The sequence below is a fragment of the Streptacidiphilus sp. PAMC 29251 genome (assembly GCF_054208735.2).
This window is the reverse complement of record NZ_CM135725.2, coordinates 4,299,269-4,320,809: the sequence shown is the minus strand read 5'-3', so window position 1 is coordinate 4,320,809 and position 21,541 is coordinate 4,299,269. Positions and strand designations below refer to the sequence as shown.

Here is a 21,541-nt window from a genome sequence, read left to right as displayed (position 1 = left end):
AGGAGTTGAGCGCATGATTGACCAGGAACGCCGACGGATCGCGGTGCTGGGCGGGACCGGCTTCATCGGACGGGCCCTCTGCGAGGCCCTCAGCGACGCCGGCGACGAGGTCTTCGCCTTCGCCAGGAACCAGCCGGCCGTCCTGCCCGCGGGCTCGTTCCGCCGCTTCGACCTCGGTACCGGCACCCCGGCCGAGCTCGCCGAGATCCTGCGCGCCGACGGCGTCGACACGGTCGTCAACGCGGCCGGCGGCATGTGGGGGCTGACCGACGAGCAGATGGTCGACGCCAATGTGGGCATGGTCCGCCGGATCATGGAGGCGCTGACCCTGCTGCAGGGACGGGTCAGGCTGGTCCAGTTGGGCTCGGTGCACGAGTACGGGCTGGCCCCGATCGGGACGGTCCAGGCCGAGGACTTCGAGCCCCGGCCGCAGATGGTCTACGGCGAACTCAAGCTGGAGGCCACCCGGTTGATCACCGAGGCGGTGGCCGCGGGCGGGCTGGACGCGGTGGTCCTGCGGGTGGGCAATGTGGTGGGGGCCGGGCAGCCGGGGCACAGCCTGCTGGGGGTGATGGCCCGCAAGCTGGCCGGGGCGGCCGCGGCCGGCGCTCCGGCGGAGCTCACCCTCGCCCCGCTCACCGCCCGGCGCGACTTCATCGGGCTGGCCGACGCGGTCCTCGCGGTCTCGGCCGCGATCCGTGCCGCCGCGCCCGCTCCGGTGGTCAACGTCGGCCGGGGCGAGGGCGTCTCTGCCCGCACCATGGTGGAACTGCTGATCGAGGTCAGCGGGGTGCCCACGGTCGTCACCGAGGACCCGGGCCCGGTCGGCGCGGGTCCTGAGACCGACTGGCAGTGCCTGGACGCGGGGCTGGCCCGGCAGACCCTGGGCTGGGAGCCGCTGGAGCCGCTGTCCGCCGCGGTCAAGGGGCTGTGGCAGGCCGTCGCGAGCGAGCAGAGCTGAGCCCGAGCGAGCAGAGCTGAGCCCGAGCTGAGCAGACCCGCAGCTGAGCGAGCCCCGGGGCGGCCCGTTGCCTGAACAGGCCGGGCCGCCCCGCCCGTTCAGGCCTTGCGGACGAGCAGGAAGACGGTCATCCCGGAGACGGTCCTGCGTTCCTGCACGGTGTAGTGCTGGCGCAGCACGTTCGCCTGGTTGGCGGGCACCGAGGAGAAGGCGTCCTTGACGTCGCCGCCCACCGCCACCAGCCAGATCCTCGGGTGGTCGCCCAGGGCGGCCGCCGGGTCCTTGGCGAAGGTGAACCAGAGGTCGTTGCGCTTGGTCGCGGTCTCACCGATGAACAAGGTCGGGGGCTGGACGTCGGAGGGCAGGTAGTAGGGGACCCCGACGCTCTCCTCCCACCACACCGAGTACTTCTGCCCGTAGACCATGGCGTCGCCCGGCTGGTAGCCGGCCGCCACGATGTCGGCGGCGCCGCGGTAGTCCAGCGGGGTGAACCACAGCGGCTCGGGATAGGTGTACTCGGCGTGGGACAGCGTCGCGTGCATGTCGCGCTGGGCCGGAGCGGCGACCGCGGCCACCGCGAGGGTCAGCGGCACCAGGTAGCGGGTGCGCAGGGTGCCCAGACCGGCCCCGACCAGCACCGCGGCGGGGGGCAGCAGGAAGAACAGGTACTTGGACAGGTAGTACGAGCTGCTGCCGTGCGAGACCGCCCAGACCAGAAGCCAGGGTATGAAGACCATGCCGACCACGGCGACGACCTCGCCGCGCGGCTTGCGCAGCAGCGCGGGCAGGGCCAGCACCAGGAGCAGGAGCACGAGCGGCAGCGAGCCGAATATCTGCGGCCAGATGGTGGCCAGGCCGTGGACGGTGGGCTTGGGGACCCAGCCGATCTGACGCTTCGACTGCTGTCCGCCCAGGTGCAGCACCGGATAGACCAGCACGACGGCGACGACGGCGGAGGCGGTGAAGCCGACCAGCAGCCGCCGGGCCCTGGTCTCCCGGTACCGCACCAGCACCAGCAGCGCGTGCCCGGCCAGGAAGCTGAGCGCGACCAGGTTGAAGTAGCCGACCAGCCCCACCGAGAGCGTGTAGAGCACCCAGCGCAGCGGCCCGGGCCGCTCCACCGCGCGGACCAGCAGGAACAGGGCCAGCGCGGAGCTCATCACGACCAGGGCGTACGAACGGGTCTCCTGCCCGTACCTGGCGACGGTGGGGAGCAGGGCGAAGACCAGCCCGGCCGCGATTCCCGACCGGTGCCCGAACAGCTTCTTGCCGACCAGGGCGGTGCAGACGGCCGCGACCACCATCGCCACCGCGGAGGGGAAGCGGATGGCGAAGGGGGAGTCCCCGACCAGGGAGACCCAGAAGTGCAGGGAGAGGTAGTAGGCGCTGTGCACCGCGTCGACGTGGTGCAGCATGGCCACGATCTGGCTCGTCGAGCGGTTGATCACGCTGAGGGTGGCCAGCTCGTCGTGCCACATGACCGGGCCGCCGAGGTTGTAGAGCGTCAGCCCCGCCGCGACCAGGGCCGGCCACAGCCAGACCGCCCCGAGGAGCTTGCGGGCCGGCGAGCCCGCCGGGGGTGCGGTTCCGGCGTCCGTGGCGGAGCCGGGTTGTGGAGCCCGACGGCTGCCGCCCTCGGTGACGGGCGTACCAGGTGCGCTTGTCAACGGAGTCCTCAATAGCTGGAGAGGGAGAGTCCCGCCCCTATGCTAGGGGCAGTCGAACAAAGGCACTCGCCGGGAGTCGACTCGATGCCGAACCGCCTTCCGGGGGCGACTAGGCTGTCCGCCACCGCCTGCCGTGACGGCGGCGACACGGTACCCCGCAGCAAGACACGAGGATGAAACCCACGATGTCCACAGCTACCGCTGAGAGCAACCCGCGCCTGGCCTGGCTCCGGTCCCGGGGAACACTGGGACAGCTGCTGTCAGGCCGGGCCAATGCCTTCGGGCTGCTCAGGCTGCTGCTGGCGACATCAGTGGTGTACGCGCACGTCTTCCCGCTGGCCTACAACGACGAGGACCCGCTCTGGGCGATCAGCGGCCATCAGACGGACGTCGGCAAGATGGCCGTGGTCGGCTTCTTCGTGCTCTCCGGCTTCATGATCACTTCCAGTGGCCGGCGGCTGGGGATCGGCCGCTACTCCTGGCACCGGGCCCTGCGCATCTTCCCCGGGCTGTGGGTCTGCGTGCTGGTCACGGCGCTGGTCGTCGGCCCGGTCCTGTACGCGCACCTGCACGGCAGCACCAGCGGCTACTGGAACCACGCGGACGGCCCCTTCGAGTACATCAAGGGAACCGCCAGCACCGCCCTGGCCTCCGGCTACGACATCTCCGGAGTGATGCGGACCGCGGCCCAGCGCGGCCTGATCCACGACGCCGCCTTCGACGGGGCGCTGTGGTCACTGAAGTACGAACTGCTCTGCTACGTGATCGTGGGCATCTTCGCGGCCGGCGGAGTGCTCAGGCGCGCGCCCCGGACGGTGCTGCTGTTCACCCTGGCGCTGTGGTCCAGCATGTGGGCCAACACCCTGCACGCCACCACCTTCCGCGGCCCCTCGAACGAGTCCGCCGCCTCGATCCGGATCCCGATCCTCGGCGGGGCGAACAGCCACTACATCATCTACCTGACCTTCGCCTTCATGCTCGGCGCGTGCTTCCAGCTGTTCCGCGACAAGGTCCCGGTGAACGACCTGCTGGGGGTGCTGTCCGCGCTGGTGGTGCTGGCGACGTTCCGCTGGGGCATGTTCACCGTGATCGGCTACCCGGCCTTCGCCTACCTGCTGATCTGGCTGGGGCTCCGGCTGCCGAAGCAGGTCCACTGGGTGGGGCGGAAGAACGACTACTCCTACGGCATCTACATCTACGGATTCGTGGTGGAGCAGGTGCTGTGCGTGTACGGCGCCGCCCACTGGGGCGGGCCGCGCTACTTCGCGACCGCCCTGGCCGTGACGGTGGTCGTGGCGTTCCTGTCCTGGCACCTGGTCGAGCGGCAGGCGATGCGGCTCAAGGACTGGAGCCCGAACCGGCCCGGCTGGATCCCCGGGCGGCCGCGCCGCCGGGCCGAGGTCCCGAGCGAGACCCAGGCCGGGCTCCCGGCGGCGGACCCGCCGAGCAGTGTGTCGGTCGGCCAGGGCGCCTGAAACCCTCCAGGGCCCCGGCCGGCCCTTCCTCAGGTGCGGACGAGGCTCAGGTGCGGACGAGGCTCAGGAGCGGCCGAGGCCCTCGGTGTAGGCCGTGCAGACCGCGAAGTCCGGCAGCAGGCCTGAGGCGACGGCCTCCGCCAGCGAGGGGGCCTCGGTGTCGCGGGCGGACAGCTGCGGTGCTCCGGCGGGCCACTCGATGCCCAGGTCCGGGTCCAGCGGATGCACGGTGTGCTCGCCGGTGGGGTTGTAGGTGGTCGAGCAGAGGTACGACAGGGTGGCGTCGTCCTCCAACGCGCAGAAGCCGTGCCCCAGGCCTTCGGAGATGTAGACGGCGCGGCGCTCGGTCGCGTCCAGCACGACGCCCTCCCAGCGGCCGAAGGTGGGGGAGCCGACCCGCAGGTCCACGATCACGTCGAGCACCGAGCCGCGGACACAGGTCACGTACTTGGCCTGCCCCTCGGGGACGTCGGCGAAGTGGATCCCGCGGACGACGTCCTTCGCCGAGACCGACATGTTCGCCTGGGCGAGCCGGAGCGGATGCCCGACCACCTCGGCCAGCAGGTCGAAGCGGTACCACTCCATGAACATGCCCCGCGGGTCGCCGTGCTGCTGGGGAGTGATCTCCCAGGCGCCCTCGATGCTCAGCGGGCTGATCTTCACGCCTTGCTCCTCTCCTCGTTCACCAGGTCCACCAGGTACTGCCCGTAGCCGCTCTTCAGCAGCGGCTGGGCCAGCTCCAGCAGCTGCTCGGTGTCGACCAGGCCCATCCGCCAGGCGACCTCCTCGACGCAGCCCACCTTGAGGCCCTGCCGCTGCTCCAGCACCCTGACGTACTCCGAGGCCTGGACCAGGGAGTCGAAGGTGCCGGTGTCCAGCCAGGCGGTGCCGCGGTCCAGCACGGTCACATGGAGCTCGCCCAGCCGGAGGTAGGTGTCGTTGACGGCGGTGATCTCCAGTTCGCCGCGCGCGCTCGGCTTGAGGTCGCGCGCGATGGCGACCACGCGGTTGTCGTAGAAGTACAGCCCGGGGACGGCGTAGCGGGACTTCGGCTTCTCCGGCTTCTCCTCGATGGAGATCACCGTGCCCTCGCTGTCGAACTCGACGACGCCGAGGGCGCTGGGGTCGGCCACCGGGTACGCGAAGATGCGGCCGCCGACCAGCGGGCCGTGGGTGGAGAGCCGGATGCCGAGACCGCTGCCGTGGAAGATGTTGTCGCCGAGGACCAGGGCCACCGACTCGTCACCGATGAAATCGGCGCCCACGACGAAGGCATGGGCGATGCCCTCGGGGTGCTCCTGCGCCGCGTACTCCAGGCGCAGGCCCCACTGGGAGCCGTCGCCGAGCAGCCGCTCGAACTGCTCCTGGTCCTGCGGGGTGGTGATGATCAGGATCTCGCTGATCCCCGCCATCATCAGGGTGGTCAGCGGGTAGTAGATCATCGGTTTGTCGAAGACGGGCATGAGCTGCTTGGACACGGCCCGGGTGAGGGGCCAGAGTCGCGAGCCGGTGCCGCCGGCCAAGAGGATTCCACGCATGACCGAAGCTTATGGGCTCCGGGCTGACCGGTCCCCCCGCCGGGGAGCGCGGGGGCCCGTATGATGCCCTTACTATGCGTATTCTCGTGACCGGCGGCGCCGGCTTCATCGGGTCGGAGTTCGTGCGCCAGCTGCTCGGCGCTGACGACTCCGCCCGGATCACTGTCTTCGACAAACTCACCTACTCGGGCGTCGAGGAGAACCTCGCGCCCGTCGCGGGCCACGCCGGCTACCGCTTCGTCCGCGGCGACATCTGCGACGCCGACAGCGTCGACCAGGTGATGCCGGGCCACGACGCCGTGGTGCACTTCGCGGCCGAGTCCCACGTCGACCGCTCGATCGCCGGCGCCGGCCCCTTCGTGACCACCAATGTGCTCGGCACCCAGGTGCTCCTGGACTCCGCCCGCAAGCACGGGGTCGGCCGCTTCGTCCACGTCTCCACCGACGAGGTCTACGGCTCGATCCGCGAGGGCTCCTGGACCGAGGAGTGGCCGCTGCAGCCCAACTCCCCGTACTCGGCCTCCAAGGCCGCCTCGGACCTGTTGGCGCTCGCCTACCACCGGACCCACGGCATGGACGTCGTGGTGACCCGCTGCTCCAACAACTACGGGCACTACCAGTTCCCGGAGAAGCTCATCCCGCTGTTCACCACCAACCTGCTCGACGGCACGCAGGTGCCGCTCTACGGCGACGGCGGCAACATCCGGGACTGGCTGCATGTCTCGGACCACTGCCGGGGCATCGAACTGGTGCTGAACAAGGGCCGGGCCGGCGAGGTCTACAACATCGGCGGCGGCACCGAGATCACCAACAAGGAGCTCACCGGCCTGCTGCTGGACGCGGCCGGAGCCGGCTGGGACATGGTCGTGCCGGTCGCCGACCGCAAGGGCCACGACCTGCGCTACTCGATCGACATCGGCAAGATCAGCGAAGAACTCGGCTACGCGCCGCAGGTACGGTTCGAGGACGGCCTGGCAGCCACCATCGCCTGGTACCGCGACAACCGCGCCTGGTGGGAGCCGCTCAAGCGGAAGGCAGCACTGGAGCCGTGAGCCGGTCCGAGCACAGCAGCTGGTTGGTCGCCGGCGCGGGGGGGATGCTCGGCCAGGACCTGCTGGCCGTGCTCGCTGCGGTACCGGGTGCCCGGGTCACCGGGGCGACCCGGAACGACCTGGACATCACCGATCCCGAGGCGGTCCTGGCTGCCGTCGCGGACCACGACATCGTGGTCAACGCCGCGGGCTGGACCGACGTGGACGGCGCCGAGACCCAGGAGGCCACGGCCAGGGCGGTTAACGCCGACGGCGTGGCCAACCTCGCGGCCGCCTGCGCGGCCAGGGGCGCGGTCCTGCTCCAGGTCTCCAGCGACTACGTGTTCGACGGCTCCGCGACCATGCCGTACCCGGAGCAGGCCGGCACCGGTCCGCTGAACGCCTACGGCCGCACCAAGCTGCTGGGCGAGCGGGCCGTCATCGAGCTGCTGCCCGAACTGGGCTACGTGGTCCGCACCGCCTGGCTCTACGGGGAGCACGGCCACAACTTCGTGGCCACCATGCTCAAGCTGGCGGCCCAGCGGCCGACCATCGACGTGGTCCAGGACCAGCGCGGACAACCGACCTGGTCGTACCAGCTGGCCGGGCAGCTGGCCGCGCTGGGCCTGGCCGCGGTCGACGGCCGGGCGCCCGCGGGCATCTACCACGGCACCGGGGCCGGGGCCACCACCTGGTTCGGGCTCGCCCGCGCCGTGTTCGGGCTCTCCGGCCTGGATCCCGAGCGGATCAGGCCGACCACCTCCACGGCGTACGTCCGACCGGCCAACCGGCCCCGCTACGGTGTGCTGGGTCACGACGGCTGGGCCAGGGCCGGCCTGGAGCCGCTCCCCGACTGGCGGTCCGGACTGGAGCAGGCGCTCCGGCGCCCCGCCTTCCAGCAACTTCAACCGGCCGGTCAGCGATAAGAGACGAACCGCAATGAACAAGAAGATCGCTCGCGTCCTGAGCGTCGTACCGCCGGGGACCCATCTGGTCATCGGCGGAACCCTGGTCCTCGGCGCGGCCTCGTACATCCAGATCGCCGCCGCGAACCACGCCCTGACCGGCGACTCCCGGGCCGCCGTGGCCGCCCTCTGGTCGCTGATCATGATGCTCACCCTCGGCCTGTTCTTCCCGGTCGAGCAGGAGCTGACCCGGGTGGTCGCGGCCCGCGCGGTCCGGGGCGACGGCATCCTGCCGGTGGTGCGCAGGGCCGCCGCGGTCACCTTCGGGATCATCGTCTTCTTCTCCCTCGCCATCGCCGCCTTCTCCGGCCCGGTGGCCAGGCTCTTCCTGCACGGGCAGAGCCAGCTGCTGTGGGCCTTCGCCGCGGCCATGGCCGGGATGGGCCTGGCCTTCGCCAGCCGGGGCGTGCTGGCCGGCCTCGGCCGCTTCAACGCCTACGGCGTCTCGCTGGGCATCGACGGCGGCCTGCGGATCCTGCTGGCCCTGGGCCTGCTGGCGGCGGGCGTGCACTCGGCCCTGGCGTACGCCCTGGTCCTGGTGGCAGCGCCGCTCGGCGCGGTGCTGTGCACCCTGCCCGCCATGCTCAGAGGCTGCTTCCCCGGGCCGCAGATGCGCTGGTCGGAGCTGTTCCAGAACACCGGGCTGCTGATCTCCTCCTCCCTGCTGGCCCAGGTCGTGGTGAACGCGGCCGTGCTCACCACCGGGCTGCTGGCGCCGCACGACACCGACCTCCAGGTGGCGATCCTGAACGCCGGGGTGGTGTGCCGGGTCCCGCTGTTCGTCTTCGGCTCGCTCCAGCCGACCCTGATGACCGGCCTCTCCACCGCCGCCACCTCGGGGGACGGCCCCGGCTTTCGGAAGATGCTGGTGCAGACCTGCGCGGTGGTCGGCGGGCTGGGCGTGCTCGGCGCGGTTCCCGCGGTGATCATCGGCCCCTGGCTGCTGCAGACCTTCATGGGCGCCCCGCCGGTGCTGGGCTCGATGGACCTCTTCTGGTTCTCCGCGGGGACCATGTTCTACATGCTCGCCATGGTGCTGGGGCAGGCGCTGGTGGCCATGGGGCGCCATGTGCTGCAACTGGTGGGCTGGGCCTTCGGCACCGCGGTCCTGCTAGGAGTCAGCTGTGTCCCCGGCCCGGTGGCGACACGGGTCGAGGTGTCATACTTCCTGGGATCGCTCGGTACAGCTCTGCTGCTGCTCGGGCTCATCTGGCGCGAGTCCAGGCGGACCCCGCGTCCCGGAGCGGCCGCCGACGCACAGGAACTCGGCCCGGTGGCGATGCCCCGGGCCACCGAATCCCTCTAGCGAAGCCCAGTCGAAAGGCGCGACTCCCGTGCAACTCTCCGTGCTCACCTCCATCACCGCCGTGGTGGTGCTGGGGTGCATCCTGGAACTGCTGCGCCGCCAGCAGCTCCGGGAGAAGTACGCGGTCATCTGGCTGACGATCGGCGTCGTCGTCGCCGCGCTCGGTTTCTTCCCCAGCCTGCTCGACGGTGTGGCCCACCGGCTCGGCGTGGCCAACGGCGTGAGCCTGGTGCTCTTCGCGGGCATCATCCTGCTGCTGCTCGTCTGCCTGCACCTGAGCTGGGAGGCCAGCCGGCTGGAGGCGGAGACCCGGATACTGTCCGAAGAGGTCGCCCTGGTGCGCAGCAAGGTCATCGAACACTCAGTCCTGCTCGACTCCCTGCGCCCGGCCGTCCCCGACAACGCGGCCGCGGCGGAACTCAAGGAAGAGCACGAGGTCCAGGCATGAACCCGGAGCAGCGTGTCCTGATCATCCTGCCGGCCTGGAACGAGTCCGAGGGCCTGCCGATGGTCCTCAAGGAGATCCAGACCAAGCTCCCCGGCGTCGACGCACTCGTGGTGGACGACGGCTCGCTGGACGACACGGCCAGGGTCGCCGCCGCCTCGGGCGCCAGTGTGGTGCGGCTGCCCTACAACCTCGGCGTCGGCGGCGCGATGCGGCTCGGCTACCGCTACGCCTACGAGCACGACTACGACATCGCCATCCAGGTGGACGCGGACGGCCAGCACGACCCGTCCTACGTGCCCGACCTGCTGAAGGCGCTGGAGACCTGCGACCTCGCGATCGGCGCACGGTTCGCCGGCACCGGCGAGTACTCGGTCCGCGGTCCGCGCAAGTGGGCCATGCGGCTGCTGTCCTCGGTGCTCTCCCGGATAGCTCACACCAGGCTCACCGACACCACCTCCGGCTTCCGGGCCTGCAACAAGCACCTGATCGCGTTCTTCGCGCACTGGTACCCGGTGGAGTACCTCGGCGACACCGTGGAGAGCATGGTCGGGGCGGTCCGCTGCGGTTTCACCGTGCAGCAGGTCCCGGTGGCCATGCGCGAGCGCACCACCGGCACCCCGAGCGCGTCGCCGGTGAAGGCGATGGTCTACCTGGGCCGGGCCGGCTTCGTGCTGCTGCTCGCCATGATCCGGCGGATGCCGGACCGCCCGGTGTCCTCCCACGACGCGCCGTCGCCGGCGGCCGGCTGAGCGTGGTCAACGCGGCGCCGCGCTTCGACATCCTGATGCCCCACTACGGGGACACCGCTCTGCTGCAGGCCGCCGTCCGCAGCGTGCTGGCGCTGGACGCCGGCGACTGGCGGCTGACCGTGGTGGACGACGGCGCCGAGCCCGGGGTCGCCGAGTGGTTCGCGGGCCTGGACGACGCCCGGGTGCGGTACTTCCGCAATCCCCGCAACCTGGGCGTCTCGGGCAACTTCAACCGCTGCCTCCAGCTGGCGGACGCCGCGTACGTGGTGCTGATGGGCTGCGACGACCTGATGCACCCCGGCTATCTGCGGGTGGTCGAACAGGCGCTGCGGGCCGCTCCCGGCGCGGCCATGGTGCAGCCGGGGGTCCAGGTCATCGGCAGCGACGGCGGACCGGCCGCTTCCTCGGCCGACGCGGTGAAGCGGCGGATACACGCACGGATCCGGTCGGGGGGCCGCCTGCTGGGCGGCGAGGAGCTGGCGGTGAGCCTGCTGCACGGCAACTGGCTCTACTTCCCGTCGATCTGCTGGCGCGCCGACGCGCTGCCGGCGCGGGGATTCCGGGCGGACCTCAAGGTCATCCAGGACCTGGCCCTGGTGCTCGAACTCGTCGCCGCGGGAGAGCAACTGGCCCTGGCGGACGAGGTCTGCTTCAGCTACCGCCGGCACGCCCTGAGCGAGTCCTCGGCGCAGGCGTTCAGCGGTGCCCGGTTCGTCGAAGCCAGGAGGTTCTTCCTGGAGACCGCCGGACGCATGGACCGACTGGGCTGGCACCGCGCCGCCCGGGCCGCCCGTCGGCACCGCTCCACCCGGCTGCACGCGTTGACGCTGCTGCCGGGGGCCCTGCGCAACGGCCACACCGCGGGGGCCCGAAGTCTCACCCGATTCGCACTCGCTCCCACCCGCGGCGACCGCTGACCCGGTAGCCGCCCTTCCCCTGGTGTCAACCCAGGTGTGGATTGGTTGAACACTCGGCCAACTGGCTTTTCCCACACCGTCCTGGGCACGCACTGTGAGCCTCCTGGGCACCCATGTGGAGCGGACTGCCCGCACCAGTGGGAATCGGGGAACGATGGAATCGATGGTGGACGACCGGGCGCCCGCGCGAGCGGCCGCCGCGGGCCGGGGCGCGGCCGCCGGGGGCGCCGCGGCGGCCGGCCGCGGCCGGCTGCTGCCGATCGGGCTGCTGCTCGGCTACGCCGGGCAGGTGGCGCTGCGGCTGCTGCTCACCGCGTCGATGAGCTTCCCCACGGTCCAGCCCGACGAGGGCACCTACCTGGTGGAGGCCCGGGTGCTGGCCGGCCACGCGGTGACCGCGCTCCCGGCCGGGATCCTGATCCCGGGCGGCTACCCGCTGCTGCTCGCCCCGGCGCTGGCCCTGGGGCGCACCCCGGCCGACGCCTACCACCTGGTGATGCTGACCAACGCGCTGCTCAACTCCCTGGTCATGCCGCTGGCGTACCTGCTGCTCCGGCGGCTCCGGCTGACCCGGGGCGGAGCCTTTCTGACGGCGCTGCTGATCGCCCTGCTGACCCCGGTCCTCTTCTACTCCGAGTTCGCCATGGCGGACACGGTGCTCCCGGTGCTGGTGCTCGGCTGGGTCGTCGCGCTGCACGTCCTGCTCTCCGAGGGGCCGACCAGGCGCCGCTCCCTGCTGGGCGCGGTGGCCGGACTCGCCGCCGGGTGCGCGATGGCGACCCATGACCGGGGCACCCTGATCGTGGTGGTGACCGGGGTGCTGCTGCTGGCCGCCCTGGTCCTGCGCTGGGCGCCGCGGCCGGCGGTGCTGGCGTCGCTGGCCGGGCTCGGGGCCGGGGTGCTGGGCGCGGAACTGCTCTCCGGCTATCTGCTGGCCCGGTTCCAGGCGCCTCCCAGCGCGGTCGCCGACGCCGTGGTCAAGGGCCTGTTCGATCCGCACCTGCTGGTTCGCACAGCGGTCCGCTGCCTCGGTCAGCTCTGGTACTTCTCGGTCTCCAGCTGGGGTGTCGGCGCCCTCGGGCTGGTCGTGGCCGGCGCCCAACTGGTGCGGCGCCGTACCGATCGAGCCACCCGGATCCTGGCCGGGGTGCTGCTGACCACCTTCGCCGGGATCGACCTGGCCGCCGCCGCGGCGCTGCCGTCCGACCACCGGATCGACGACTGGGTCTACGCCCGCTACCTCGCGGTGCTGCTGCCGGTGTTCTTCGCGATCGGCGCGGCCGGGCTGAGCCGGTACAGCCGTCGCTGGATCCTGCGCGGGGCCGCCGCGGTGACCGCGCTGACGGCCGGCCTCGGCGCGCTGCTGACGGTGGGTCTGGGCGCCCGGCTCCGCACCGGGGTGTTCGCCCCCTGGGGCATGCCCGACGCGCTGTTCCTCGGCGGGAACGCGCACCGGCTGGATGTGCCGGTGGCCACCGCGGCCGGCTGCGGGCTGCTGCTGCTCTGCGCCGCGGCGATCGCCGGTCCCGGCCGCCGCCGGGCGCTGCTGCCGCTGGCGCTGACCGGGATCGCGCTGGCGCTGGTGGAGACGGTCACGGTGAGCGCGGTCCTGGTGCACCCCCGGATGAAGGAGCACCACTTCGCCGGGCCCGGGTTCACCGCGGCCGCGGGCATCAGGCCGGGGGACGACCTGGTCCTCGACTCCAGCCTGGACAAGTACCTGATCAGGATCCAGCCCTTCCAGGTCTTCCCCGGGCGCACCTGGTGCACCGGGCTGAGCCGGGGGCGGCGGCTCCCGGCGGGTGCCACGGTGGCCGTGCTGCCGGCGTCCGGCTGGCCGGACGCCCCGCCCGGCTGGGCCCCGCAACTGGTGCTCCGCGACACCGATCCGCACAGCGGCGGCTATCTGGTGGTCTGGCGCCCGCACCAGGTTTGACAAGGGCTGACGCCTGGGTACCCTCATCGGCCCCGATTGGCGTGCCGCGTGTCCGGTATGGCACACTAGCCAAGTTGCTCGGTTGAGCGTCGATGTTGCGCGCCTCCCGTCGGGAGGACCGGAAGCGAGTCCCACAGTACTCGTCGTGCCCGTGATGGCCGTTGCCTAGTTGATTCTGACGAAGCGCGGCAGCTGCGGCGCGGACGTACGGGAATCTTCCGGGAAGTGCAGACAGGCCCTCGATCCGGCGTTTCGCCCCGGGTGTGAACCTCACGGTTCCGCCGCCCGGAGCTGAGAAGTTCGACCAAGGCCCGTTTTTTGGGTCAGGCACAGCTATGGCGGGCAGCGCGACACGCCCGACCGCGTGGGTCGAACGAAACGCCACCGGGAACCCCATCCGGGGAACTCGGCCGCAGAAGCAGCAAGACGACACGAAGGACTACAAGAAGCCATGGCGGGACAGAAGATCCGCATCCGGCTCAAGGCCTACGACCACGAGGTCATCGATTCCTCGGCGAAGAAGATCGTCGAGACGGTGACGCGTACTGGTGCGCAGGTCGCGGGCCCGGTGCCGCTGCCCACTGAGAAGAACGTCTACTGCGTCATCCGCTCGCCGCACAAGTACAAGGACTCGCGCGAGCACTTCGAGATGCGCACGCACAAGCGTCTGATCGACATCCTCGACCCGACCCCCAAGACCGTTGACTCTCTGATGCGACTCGACCTCCCGGCCGGCGTCGACATCGAGATCAAGCTCTGAAGGGGCTGAACGAAGATGGCTAAGCAGATGAAGGGGATCCTGGGCGAGAAGCTCGGCATGACCCAGGTCTGGGACGAGAACAACCGGATCGTTCCGGTGACCGTCGTCAAGGCCGGGCCGAATGTCGTGACCCAGGTCCACACCGCTGACGGCACCGGCTACGACGCCGTGCAGATCGGCTTCGGCGAGATCGACCCGCGCAAGGTGAACAAGCCCCTCGCGGGCCACTTCGCCAAGGCCGGTGTCACCCCCCGTCGCCACCTCGTCGAGCTTCGCACCAGCGACGCCGCCGAGTACACCCTCGGCCAGGAGATCACCGCTGAGGTGTTCGAGGCCGGTATCAAGGTCGATGTGACCGGTACCAGCAAGGGCAAGGGCTTCGCGGGTGTCATGAAGCGCCACAACTTCCACGGTCTGGGCGCCGGCCACGGTGTGCAGCGCAAGCACCGTTCGCCCGGCTCGATCGGTGGCTGCGCCACCCCGGGTCGCGTGTTCAAGGGCATGAAGATGGCCGGTCGCATGGGCCACGAGCGCGTGACCACCCAGAACCTGACCATCCACGCCGTTGACGCGGAGAAGGGCCTGCTCCTCATCAAGGGCGCGGTCCCCGGTCCGAACGGCGGCCTCATCCTGGTCCGCACCGCGGCGAAGGGGGTCTGAAGCAATGAGCACCATCAATGTTCTCTCCCCTGCGGGTGAGACTGTCGGCACCGTTGAGCTGCCGGCCGAGATCTTCGACGCGAAGGTCAGCATTCCGCTGATCCACCAGGTCGTCGTCGCCCAGCTGGCCGCGGCCCGCCAGGGAACGCACAAGACCAAGACCCGCGCCGAGGTCCGCGGTGGTGGGCGCAAGCCTTACCGCCAGAAGGGCACCGGCCGCGCCCGTCAGGGTTCGACCCGCGCTCCGCAGTTCGTCGGCGGTGGCGTCGTGCACGGCCCCCAGCCGCGCGACTACTCGCAGCGGACGCCCAAGAAGATGAAGGCCGCCGCGCTCCGTGGCGCCCTGACCGACCGGGCCCGCAACTCCCGCATCCACGTCGTCACCGGCGTGACCGCGGGCGAGGCGCCGTCCACCAAGACTGCCCGCATCCTGATCGGCAAGATCAGCGAGCGCAAGAACGTCCTCCTCGTGGTCGAGCGTGACGACGAGCTGGCGATCAAGAGCGCCCGCAACCTGCCCGAGGTGCACATTCTTGAGGCCGGTCAGCTGAACACCTACGACGTGCTCGTCTCCGACGATGTGGTCTTCACCCAGGCCGCCTTCGAGCGCTTCGTGGCCGGCCCTGCCGCGTCCGCGAAGGCCGTTGCCTCCTCGAGCGAGCTCGAAGGGAGCGACGCCTGATGAGCGACGCAGACATCACGAGCAAGACCTTCACGGACCCCCGTGACATCTTGGTCAAGCCGGTCATCTCGGAGAAGAGCTACGCGCTCCTCGACGAGGGCAAGTACACGTTCATCGTGGCGCCTGGCTCCAACAAGACCCAGATCAAGCAGGCCGTCGAAGCGGTCTTCGCGGTCAAGGTCGCCAACGTCAACACGATCAACCGCGTCGGCAAGCGCAAGCGCTCGAAGACCGGTTTCGGCAAGCGCAAGGACACCAAGCGCGCCATCGTGACGCTGGCAGAGGGCAGCAAGCCCATCGACATCTTCGGGGCTCCGACCTCCGCCTGACGGCGAGTCGGATAACCGAAACGGACGAGGACAGAAGAAGCCATGGGCATCCGCAAGTACAAGCCGACAACGCCGGGCCGTCGTGGCTCCAGCGTTGCCGACTTCGTCGAGATCACGCGGTCCGAGCCGGAAAAGTCGCTGGTCCGCCCGCTGCACAGCAAGGGCGGTCGTAACAACACCGGTCGCATCACTGTTCGCCACCAGGGTGGCGGTCACAAGCGTGCGTACCGCGTCATCGACTTCCGTCGTCACGACAAGGACGGCGTCCCGGCGAAGGTCGCTCACATCGAGTACGACCCGAACCGCACCGCACGCATCGCGCTGCTGCACTACGCAGACGGCGAGAAGCGCTACATCATCGCCCCGGCCAAGCTGGGCCAGGGCGACCGGGTTGAGAACGGCCCCCAGGCCGACATCAAGCCCGGCAACAACCTGCCGCTGCGCAACATCCCGGTCGGTACGGTCATCCACGCCATCGAGCTCCGGCCCGGCGGCGGCGCGAAGATCGCCCGTTCCGCGGGTTCCTCCGTGCAGCTGCTCGCGAAGGAGGGCGTCTACGCCCACCTCCGCATGCCCTCCGGCGAGGTTCGCCTGGTCGACGCCCGCTGCCGCGCCACGATTGGCGAGGTCGGCAACGCCGAGCAGTCGAACATCAACTGGGGCAAGGCCGGCCGTATGCGCTGGAAGGGCGTTCGCCCGACCGTGCGTGGTGTCGCCATGAACCCGATCGACCACCCGCACGGTGGTGGTGAGGGTAAGACCTCCGGTGGTCGCCACCCGGTTTCGCCGTGGGGTCAGAAGGAGGGTCGTACTCGTTCGCCGAAGAAGGCGAGCAACAAGTACATCGTCCGCCGCCGCAAGACGAACAAGAAGCGCTAGGAGCAGTCTCGATGCCGCGCAGCCTCAAGAAGGGGCCCTTCGTCGACGACCACCTTCTCAAGAAGGTGGATGTCCAGAACGAAGCAGGTACCCAGAACGTCATCAAGACCTGGTCCCGGCGCTCGATGATCGTGCCGGCGATGCTGGGCCACACCCTCGCGGTGCACGACGGTCGCAAGCACGTCCCGGTGTTCGTCACCGAGTCGATGGTCGGCCACAAGCTCGGCGAGTTCGCGCCGACCCGCACCTTCCGCGGCCACGAGAAGGACGACCGCAAGTCGCGTCGTCGCTGATCGGCGGAAAGCGAAGACCATGACAGACACCAACAAGGGGACAACCATGGAAGCCAGGGCCCAGGCGCGGTACATCCGCGTCACGCCCATGAAGGCCCGCCGCGTGGTGGACCTCATCCGTGGCATGAATGCCACGGAGGCCCAGGCGGTCCTGCGTTTCGCTCCGCAGGCCGCAACTGTGCCGGTCGGCAAGGTGCTTGACAGCGCCATTGCCAACGCTGTGCACAACTACAACCACAACAACGTGGAGTCGCTGTACGTCGCTGAGGCGTACGTCGACGAGGGCCCGACTCTGAAGCGTTTCCGTCCGCGGGCCCAGGGCCGCGCGTACCGGATCCGCAAGCGGACGAGCCACATCACTGTGGTTCTCGCGTCGAAGGAAGGGACCCGGTAATGGGCCAGAAGGTTAACCCGCATGGGTTCCGCCTCGGCATCACCACGGACTTCAAGTCCCGCTGGTATGCCGACAAGCTCTACAAGGACTACGTCAAGGAAGACGTCGCCATCCGCAGGATGATGACGTCCGGCATGGAGCGCGCCGGCATCTCGAAGGTTGAGATCGAGCGCACCCGTGACCGTGTGCGGGTGGACATCCACACCGCACGTCCCGGCATCGTGATCGGCCGTCGCGGCACCGAGGCCGACCGCATCCGCGGCGACCTCGAGAAGCTGACCGGCAAGCAGGTCCAGCTGAACATCCTCGAGGTCAAGAACCCCGAGCTGGACGCCCAGCTCGTGGCTCAGGGCGTCGCGGAGCAGCTGTCCTCGCGCGTCTCCTTCCGTCGTGCCATGCGCAAGAGCATGCAGGGCACGATGAAGTCCGGCGCCAAGGGCATCAAGGTCCAGTGCTCCGGTCGTCTCGGCGGCGCCGAGATGTCCCGCTCCGAGTTCTACCGCGAGGGCCGCGTGCCCCTGCACACCCTGCGCGCCAACGTGGACTACGGCTTCTTCGAGGCCAAGACCACCTTCGGTCGCATCGGTGTCAAGGTGTGGATCTACAAGGGCAATGTCAAGAACATCGCCGAGGTCCGCGCCGACAACGCCGCGGCCAAGGCCGGGAACCGTCCGCCCCGTGCGGGTGGCGCTCCGGCTGAGCGTCCCCGTCGTGGTGCTGAGCGCCCCGCCGGTGGCGAGCGCGGTGGCCGCGCCCGTCGTCCCGGTACCGAGGCTCCGGCCGCGGTGACCGAGGCTCCGGCCGAGGCAGCACCTACGAACAGCGGAACGGAGGCCTGACCCAGATGCTGATCCCTCGCAGGGTCAAGCACCGCAAGCAGCACCACCCCAAGCGGCGTGGCATGGCTAAGGGCGGTACCGAGTTGGCGTTCGGCGAGTACGGCCTCCAGGCCGTCTCCCCGGCGTACGTGACGAACCGGCAGATCGAGTCCGCTCGTATCTCCATCACTCGTCACATCAAGCGTGGCGGCAAGGTCTGGATCAACATCTACCCGGACCGTCCCCTCACCAAGAAGCCGGCCGAGACCCGCATGGGTTCCGGCAAGGGTTCGCCGGAGTGGTGGATTGCCAACGTGCACCCCGGACGCGTGATGTTCGAGTTGTCGTACCCCAACGAGAAGATTGCTCGCGAGGCGCTCACCCGCGCCGCGCACAAGCTTCCTATGAAGTGCCGGATTGTCCGGCGCGAGGCAGGTGAGAGCTGATGTCGGCCACCACCACGGCTGCAGAGCTTCGTGAGCTGGACGGCGAGGGTCTCGTCGCCAAGCTCCGCGAGGCCAAGGAGGAGCTGTTCAACCTCCGCTTCCAGGCGGCGACCGGGCAGCTCGACAACCACGGACGGCTCAAGCTGGTCCGGAAGGACATCGCGCGGATCTACACCCTGATGCGTGAGCGCGAGCTGGGCATCGAGACGGTGGAGAGCGCCTGATGACTGAGAACACGAACGAAGCAGCTGCACGCGGCGCCCGTAAGACCCGTGAGGGTCTCGTCGTCAGCGACAAGATGGACAAGACCGTCGTCGTCGCTGTCGAGGACCGCGTCAAGCACGCGCTGTACGGCAAGGTCATCCGCCGTACGAACAAGCTGAAGGCGCACGACGAGGCCAACGCCGCGGGCGTCGGCGACCGTGTCCTCCTTGCGGAGACCCGGCCGCTGTCCGCGACGAAGCGCTGGCGCGTCGTCGAGATCCTCGAGAAGGCCAAGTAGTAACGAACGCGATTGGGCGCGGCTCGTATGTGCCCGAGGTTCCCCGTGAGGGGATCGCTCGGGTGAGCAGCGGGCCGGCCCGGTCCCGATCGTTGACGATCAGGAGAAAGCTGTGATCCAGCAGGAGTCGCGACTGCGAGTCGCCGACAACACTGGTGCGAAGGAAATCCTTTGCATCCGTGTTCTCGGTGGCTCCGGCCGACGCTACGCGGGTATCGGTGACGTCATCGTCGCCACCGTCAAGGACGCGATCCCCGGTGGCAACGTGAAGAAGGGCGATGTGGTCAAGGCCGTCATCGTCCGCACCGTGAAGGAGCGCCGTCGTCCGGACGGTTCCTACATCCGTTTCGACGAGAACGCCGCCGTCATCCTCAAGAACACCGATGGTGACCCCCGCGGCACGCGCATCTTCGGCCCGGTCGGCCGTGAGCTGCGCGACAAGAAGTTCATGAAGATCATCTCGCTTGCGCCGGAGGTGCTCTAGCCATGACGACCGGCCGCGCGAAGTACATCACCAAGAACGCCATGAAGATCAAGAAGGGTGACCTGGTCCAGGTCATCACCGGCAAGGACAAGGGCAAGCAGGGCAAGGTCATTCAGGCCATCCCTACTGAGGACCGCGTCCTGGTCGAGGGTGTCAACCGGGTCAAGAAGCACACCAAGGTCGGCCAGACCGCCCGTGGTGCCCAGACCGGCGGCATCGTGACCACTGAGGCCCCGATCCACGTGAGCAACGTTCAGCTCGTCGTGGAGAAGGACGGCAAGAAGGTCGTCACCCGGGTCGGTTACCGCTTCGATGACGAGGGCAACAAGATCCGTGTTGCCAAGCGAACCGGTGAGGACATCTGATGACCGACACCTCTGTTGAGAAGGTGAGCCCCCGTCTCAAGGAGCGCTACCGCTCCGAGATCAAGGGCCAGCTGCAGGAGGAGTTCTCCTACCAGAACGTCATGCTGATCCCCGGCCTGGTCAAGGTCGTGGTCAACATGGGCGTGGGCGACGCCGCCCGCGACTCCAAGCTGATCGACGGTGCGGTCCGCGACCTCACCGCGATCACCGGTCAGAAGCCGACCGTGACCAAGGCTCGCAAGTCCATCGCGCAGTTCAAGCTGCGTGAGGGCCAGCCGATCGGTACCCACGTCACCCTGCGTGGCGACCGTATGTGGGAGTTCCTGGACCGCCTGGTGTCGCTGGCGCTTCCGCGCATCCGCGACTTCCGCGGTCTGTCGCCGAAGCAGTTCGACGGCAAGGGCAACTACACCTTCGGTCTGACCGAGCAGGTCATGTTCCACGAGATCGACCAGGACAAGGTCGACCGCACCCGGGGCATGGACATCACCGTGGTCACCACTGCCCAGACCGACGACGAGGGCCGGGCGCTGCTGCGTGCCCTTGGCTTCCCGTTCAAGGAGAACTGAGCACATGGCTAAGAAGTCCCTCATCGCGAAGGCGGCCCGCAAGCCGAAGTTCGCTGTCCGGGGTTACACCCGGTGCCAGCGCTGCGGCCGGCCGCACTCCGTGTACCGCAAGTTCGGTCTCTGCCGCATCTGCCTTCGTGAGATGGCTCACCGCGGCGAGCTCCCGGGCGTCACCAAGAGCTCCTGGTAGTCCGGTAGTTCTGGGCAAGCAGGGTCCCCGACCAAGATCGGCCTTTTTGGAACTCCAGTGGAGTCTCCCGTAAGGTGGTGAGGTCGGGGCCCCGCGCCCCTGATTCGTCTTACTACGCCGTAGGTCCCCGCGCCGCGCCCGCTCTGGTTCATCCCCGGGCTGCGCGCTTCGGGAAACCCCGGTGAGAGAGGCCACAGGCCATCATGACCATGACCGACCCGATCGCAGACATGCTGACGCGTCTGCGAAACGCGAACTCGGCCTACCACGACGTTGTCGTGATGCCCCACAGCAAGATCAAGACTCACATCGCCGAGATCCTCCAGCAGGAGGGCTACATCACGGGATGGAAGGTCGAGGACCCGAAGGAGGGCGAGGTCGGCAAGAAGCTGACGCTCGACCTGAAGTTCGGCCCGAACCGTGAGCGCTCGATCGCGGGCATCAAGCGGATCTCCAAGCCGGGTCTGCGGGTCTACACCAAGTCCACCGCTATGCCGAAGGTGCTCGGCGGCCTGGGAGTGGCGATCGTCTCCACTTCCGCGGGTCTGCTCACCGGACAGCAGGCAGCCAAGAAGGGCGTGGGTGGGGAAGTCCTCGCCTACGTCTGGTAACTCAGGGAAACGGAGGTACAGCAATGTCTCGCATTGGACGGCTGCCCATCCCGGTTCCCGCCGGCGTGGACGTCACCATCGATGGCCGCACGGTCTCGGTCAAGGGCCCCAAGGGTTCCCTTGCCCACACCGTTGCCGCGCCGATCGACATCGCCAAGGGTGAGGACGGCACTCTGCTCGTCACCCGCCCCAACGACGAGCGCGTGTCCAAGGCCCTGCACGGCCTGAGCCGCACGCTGGTGGCGAACATGATCACCGGCGTGACCGCGGGCTACCGCAAGTCGCTGGAAATCAGCGGCGTCGGCTATCGCGTCGCAGCGAAGGGCTCCTCCATGGAGTTCGCGCTCGGCTACAGCCACCCCATCCTGATCGAGGCCCCCGAAGGCATCGCCTTCGTGGTCGAGTCGCCCACCAAGTTCCACGTGGACGGCATCGACAAGCAGCAGGTTGGCGAGGTGGCTGCGAAGATTCGCAAGCTGCGCAAGCCCGACCCGTACAAGGCCAAGGGTGTCAAGTACGCCGGCGAGGTCATCCGCCGCAAGGTCGGAAAGAGTGGTAAGTAGCTC

Annotated in this window: 29 protein-coding genes; 26 read left to right on the top strand and 3 right to left on the bottom strand. The window is 69.2% G+C overall.

Annotated elements, in window-relative coordinates; genetic code table 11:
• Positions 1-13: 13 nt before the first annotated feature.
• Positions 14-961, top strand: a complete 948-nt coding sequence (locus ACXKR8_RS20280) for an NAD-dependent epimerase/dehydratase family protein (RefSeq protein ID WP_458274296.1) — start codon at positions 14-16, stop codon at positions 959-961.
• A 98-nt stretch (positions 962-1,059) separates the two neighbouring features.
• Here the strand turns inward: ACXKR8_RS20280 and ACXKR8_RS20275 are convergent, their stop codons facing one another.
• Positions 1,060-2,628, bottom strand: coding sequence for a glycosyltransferase family 39 protein (locus tag ACXKR8_RS20275; protein WP_458274295.1), 1,569 nt, complete (start codon positions 2,626-2,628; stop codon positions 1,060-1,062).
• A gap of 185 nt (positions 2,629-2,813) precedes the next feature.
• On the opposite strand from ACXKR8_RS20275, the gene ACXKR8_RS20270 reads away from it, so the two are divergent.
• Positions 2,814-4,103 (top strand): acyltransferase family protein, encoded by a 1,290-nt coding sequence (locus ACXKR8_RS20270; RefSeq protein ID WP_458274294.1) that lies wholly within the window; start codon positions 2,814-2,816, stop codon positions 4,101-4,103.
• A 63-nt stretch (positions 4,104-4,166) separates the two neighbouring features.
• Here the strand turns inward: ACXKR8_RS20270 and rfbC are convergent, their stop codons facing one another.
• Positions 4,167-4,760 carry a dTDP-4-dehydrorhamnose 3,5-epimerase gene (gene rfbC / locus ACXKR8_RS20265; protein ID WP_458275034.1) on the bottom strand — a complete coding sequence of 198 codons (594 nt, stop codon included), beginning with the start codon at positions 4,758-4,760 and terminating at the stop codon, positions 4,167-4,169.
• 2 nt (positions 4,761-4,762) lie between these two features.
• Positions 4,763-5,641 (bottom strand): glucose-1-phosphate thymidylyltransferase RfbA, encoded by an 879-nt coding sequence (gene rfbA, locus ACXKR8_RS20260; protein WP_458274293.1) that lies wholly within the window; start codon positions 5,639-5,641, stop codon positions 4,763-4,765.
• 74 nt (positions 5,642-5,715) lie between these two features.
• On the opposite strand from rfbA, the gene rfbB reads away from it, so the two are divergent.
• From rfbB to rplF, 24 genes are all read left to right on the top strand, one after another.
• Positions 5,716-6,693, top strand: coding sequence for a dTDP-glucose 4,6-dehydratase (gene rfbB, locus ACXKR8_RS20255; RefSeq protein ID WP_458274292.1), 978 nt, complete (start codon positions 5,716-5,718; stop codon positions 6,691-6,693).
• On the top strand, positions 6,690-7,598 hold the full coding sequence (gene rfbD / locus ACXKR8_RS20250) for a dTDP-4-dehydrorhamnose reductase (protein WP_458274291.1): 909 nt from the start codon (positions 6,690-6,692) through the stop codon (positions 7,596-7,598). Before rfbB ends, rfbD begins: the two co-directional genes overlap by 4 nt.
• Before the next feature lie 13 nt (positions 7,599-7,611).
• Positions 7,612-8,943: a hypothetical protein gene (locus ACXKR8_RS20245; RefSeq protein WP_458274290.1), complete on the top strand. Its 1,332-nt coding sequence runs from the start codon at positions 7,612-7,614 to the stop codon at positions 8,941-8,943.
• A 28-nt stretch (positions 8,944-8,971) separates the two neighbouring features.
• Complete coding sequence (locus ACXKR8_RS20240; protein WP_458274289.1) at positions 8,972-9,391, top strand: DUF2304 family protein; 420 nt, start codon at positions 8,972-8,974, stop codon at positions 9,389-9,391.
• On the top strand, positions 9,388-10,140 hold the full coding sequence (locus tag ACXKR8_RS20235) for a glycosyltransferase family 2 protein (RefSeq protein WP_458274288.1): 753 nt from the start codon (positions 9,388-9,390) through the stop codon (positions 10,138-10,140). Before ACXKR8_RS20240 ends, ACXKR8_RS20235 begins: the two co-directional genes overlap by 4 nt.
• Before the next feature lie 2 nt (positions 10,141-10,142).
• A complete protein-coding gene (locus ACXKR8_RS20230; protein WP_458274287.1) occupies positions 10,143-11,057 on the top strand; it encodes a glycosyltransferase family 2 protein in 915 nt (304 codons plus the stop codon).
• A 154-nt stretch (positions 11,058-11,211) separates the two neighbouring features.
• Complete coding sequence (locus tag ACXKR8_RS20225) at positions 11,212-12,993, top strand: phospholipid carrier-dependent glycosyltransferase (RefSeq protein ID WP_458274286.1); 1,782 nt, start codon at positions 11,212-11,214, stop codon at positions 12,991-12,993.
• Positions 12,994-13,444: 451 nt separating this feature from the next.
• The gene (rpsJ, locus tag ACXKR8_RS20220) at positions 13,445-13,753 is read left to right on the top strand and encodes a 30S ribosomal protein S10 (RefSeq protein ID WP_020549238.1); all 309 of its coding nucleotides are present in this window, start codon (positions 13,445-13,447) and stop codon (positions 13,751-13,753) included.
• A gap of 15 nt (positions 13,754-13,768) precedes the next feature.
• On the top strand, positions 13,769-14,413 hold the full coding sequence (rplC, locus tag ACXKR8_RS20215) for a 50S ribosomal protein L3 (RefSeq protein WP_458274285.1): 645 nt from the start codon (positions 13,769-13,771) through the stop codon (positions 14,411-14,413).
• A gap of 4 nt (positions 14,414-14,417) precedes the next feature.
• Entirely contained in the window at positions 14,418-15,095 is a 678-nt protein-coding gene (gene rplD / locus ACXKR8_RS20210) for a 50S ribosomal protein L4 (protein ID WP_458274284.1), read from the top strand.
• The gene (gene rplW, locus ACXKR8_RS20205; protein ID WP_458274283.1) at positions 15,095-15,424 is read left to right on the top strand and encodes a 50S ribosomal protein L23; all 330 of its coding nucleotides are present in this window, start codon (positions 15,095-15,097) and stop codon (positions 15,422-15,424) included. Before rplD ends, rplW begins: the two co-directional genes overlap by 1 nt.
• 42 nt (positions 15,425-15,466) lie before the next feature.
• Positions 15,467-16,303, top strand: coding sequence for a 50S ribosomal protein L2 (gene rplB, locus ACXKR8_RS20200; protein WP_380504295.1), 837 nt, complete (start codon positions 15,467-15,469; stop codon positions 16,301-16,303).
• 11 nt (positions 16,304-16,314) lie between these two features.
• Positions 16,315-16,596: a 30S ribosomal protein S19 gene (rpsS, locus tag ACXKR8_RS20195; protein ID WP_380504293.1), complete on the top strand. Its 282-nt coding sequence runs from the start codon at positions 16,315-16,317 to the stop codon at positions 16,594-16,596.
• Between the two features lie 46 nt (positions 16,597-16,642).
• Entirely contained in the window at positions 16,643-16,990 is a 348-nt protein-coding gene (gene rplV / locus ACXKR8_RS20190) for a 50S ribosomal protein L22 (RefSeq protein WP_380505441.1), read from the top strand.
• Entirely contained in the window at positions 16,990-17,829 is an 840-nt protein-coding gene (gene rpsC / locus ACXKR8_RS20185; RefSeq protein ID WP_458274282.1) for a 30S ribosomal protein S3, read from the top strand. The genes rplV and rpsC overlap by 1 nt, the downstream gene beginning before the upstream one ends.
• A gap of 5 nt (positions 17,830-17,834) precedes the next feature.
• Entirely contained in the window at positions 17,835-18,254 is a 420-nt protein-coding gene (gene rplP, locus ACXKR8_RS20180; RefSeq protein ID WP_030251586.1) for a 50S ribosomal protein L16, read from the top strand.
• Positions 18,254-18,478 (top strand): 50S ribosomal protein L29, encoded by a 225-nt coding sequence (rpmC, locus tag ACXKR8_RS20175; protein WP_458274281.1) that lies wholly within the window; start codon positions 18,254-18,256, stop codon positions 18,476-18,478. Before rplP ends, rpmC begins: the two co-directional genes overlap by 1 nt.
• Complete coding sequence (gene rpsQ, locus ACXKR8_RS20170) at positions 18,478-18,756, top strand: 30S ribosomal protein S17 (protein ID WP_458274280.1); 279 nt, start codon at positions 18,478-18,480, stop codon at positions 18,754-18,756. The genes rpmC and rpsQ overlap by 1 nt, the downstream gene beginning before the upstream one ends.
• Before the next feature lie 112 nt (positions 18,757-18,868).
• Positions 18,869-19,240, top strand: a complete 372-nt coding sequence (gene rplN / locus ACXKR8_RS20165; protein WP_030251577.1) for a 50S ribosomal protein L14 — start codon at positions 18,869-18,871, stop codon at positions 19,238-19,240.
• 41 nt (positions 19,241-19,281) lie between these two features.
• Positions 19,282-19,605 carry a 50S ribosomal protein L24 gene (gene rplX, locus ACXKR8_RS20160; RefSeq protein WP_034093714.1) on the top strand — a complete coding sequence of 108 codons (324 nt, stop codon included), beginning with the start codon at positions 19,282-19,284 and terminating at the stop codon, positions 19,603-19,605.
• Positions 19,605-20,174 (top strand): 50S ribosomal protein L5, encoded by a 570-nt coding sequence (rplE, locus tag ACXKR8_RS20155; RefSeq protein ID WP_458274279.1) that lies wholly within the window; start codon positions 19,605-19,607, stop codon positions 20,172-20,174. The genes rplX and rplE overlap by 1 nt, the downstream gene beginning before the upstream one ends.
• A 4-nt stretch (positions 20,175-20,178) precedes the next feature.
• The gene (locus ACXKR8_RS20150; RefSeq protein WP_380504278.1) at positions 20,179-20,364 is read left to right on the top strand and encodes a type Z 30S ribosomal protein S14; all 186 of its coding nucleotides are present in this window, start codon (positions 20,179-20,181) and stop codon (positions 20,362-20,364) included.
• A gap of 203 nt (positions 20,365-20,567) precedes the next feature.
• Positions 20,568-20,975: a 30S ribosomal protein S8 gene (gene rpsH, locus ACXKR8_RS20145; protein ID WP_380504275.1), complete on the top strand. Its 408-nt coding sequence runs from the start codon at positions 20,568-20,570 to the stop codon at positions 20,973-20,975.
• 23 nt (positions 20,976-20,998) lie between these two features.
• Positions 20,999-21,538, top strand: coding sequence for a 50S ribosomal protein L6 (rplF, locus tag ACXKR8_RS20140; protein ID WP_458274278.1), 540 nt, complete (start codon positions 20,999-21,001; stop codon positions 21,536-21,538).
• Positions 21,539-21,541 lie beyond the last annotated feature (3 nt).

Bases quoted from the DNA above. Each gene is read 5' to 3' on its own strand.
- ACXKR8_RS20280 (WP_458274296.1), top strand. From the start codon at position 14: ATGATTGACCAGGAACGCCGACGGATCGCGGTGCTGGGCGGGACCGGC.
- ACXKR8_RS20270 (WP_458274294.1), top strand. From the start codon at position 2,814: ATGTCCACAGCTACCGCTGAGAGCAACCCGCGCCTGGCCTGGCTCCGG.
- rfbA (WP_458274293.1), bottom strand. From the start codon at position 5,641: ATGCGTGGAATCCTCTTGGCCGGCGGCACCGGCTCGCGACTCTGGCCC.
- rfbB (WP_458274292.1), top strand. From the start codon at position 5,716: ATGCGTATTCTCGTGACCGGCGGCGCCGGCTTCATCGGGTCGGAGTTC.
- ACXKR8_RS20245 (WP_458274290.1), top strand. From the start codon at position 7,612: ATGAACAAGAAGATCGCTCGCGTCCTGAGCGTCGTACCGCCGGGGACC.
- ACXKR8_RS20235 (WP_458274288.1), top strand. From the start codon at position 9,388: ATGAACCCGGAGCAGCGTGTCCTGATCATCCTGCCGGCCTGGAACGAG.
- ACXKR8_RS20225 (WP_458274286.1), top strand. From the start codon at position 11,212: ATGGAATCGATGGTGGACGACCGGGCGCCCGCGCGAGCGGCCGCCGCG.
- rpsJ (WP_020549238.1), top strand. From the start codon at position 13,445: ATGGCGGGACAGAAGATCCGCATCCGGCTCAAGGCCTACGACCACGAG.
- rplC (WP_458274285.1), top strand. From the start codon at position 13,769: ATGGCTAAGCAGATGAAGGGGATCCTGGGCGAGAAGCTCGGCATGACC.
- rplD (WP_458274284.1), top strand. From the start codon at position 14,418: ATGAGCACCATCAATGTTCTCTCCCCTGCGGGTGAGACTGTCGGCACC.
- rplW (WP_458274283.1), top strand. From the start codon at position 15,095: ATGAGCGACGCAGACATCACGAGCAAGACCTTCACGGACCCCCGTGAC.
- rplB (WP_380504295.1), top strand. From the start codon at position 15,467: ATGGGCATCCGCAAGTACAAGCCGACAACGCCGGGCCGTCGTGGCTCC.
- rpsS (WP_380504293.1), top strand. From the start codon at position 16,315: ATGCCGCGCAGCCTCAAGAAGGGGCCCTTCGTCGACGACCACCTTCTC.
- rplV (WP_380505441.1), top strand. From the start codon at position 16,643: ATGGAAGCCAGGGCCCAGGCGCGGTACATCCGCGTCACGCCCATGAAG.
- rpsC (WP_458274282.1), top strand. From the start codon at position 16,990: ATGGGCCAGAAGGTTAACCCGCATGGGTTCCGCCTCGGCATCACCACG.
- rplP (WP_030251586.1), top strand. From the start codon at position 17,835: ATGCTGATCCCTCGCAGGGTCAAGCACCGCAAGCAGCACCACCCCAAG.
- rpmC (WP_458274281.1), top strand. From the start codon at position 18,254: ATGTCGGCCACCACCACGGCTGCAGAGCTTCGTGAGCTGGACGGCGAG.
- rpsQ (WP_458274280.1), top strand. From the start codon at position 18,478: ATGACTGAGAACACGAACGAAGCAGCTGCACGCGGCGCCCGTAAGACC.
- rplX (WP_034093714.1), top strand. From the start codon at position 19,282: ATGAAGATCAAGAAGGGTGACCTGGTCCAGGTCATCACCGGCAAGGAC.
- rplE (WP_458274279.1), top strand. From the start codon at position 19,605: ATGACCGACACCTCTGTTGAGAAGGTGAGCCCCCGTCTCAAGGAGCGC.
- ACXKR8_RS20150 (WP_380504278.1), top strand. From the start codon at position 20,179: ATGGCTAAGAAGTCCCTCATCGCGAAGGCGGCCCGCAAGCCGAAGTTC.
- rpsH (WP_380504275.1), top strand. From the start codon at position 20,568: ATGACCATGACCGACCCGATCGCAGACATGCTGACGCGTCTGCGAAAC.
- rplF (WP_458274278.1), top strand. From the start codon at position 20,999: ATGTCTCGCATTGGACGGCTGCCCATCCCGGTTCCCGCCGGCGTGGAC.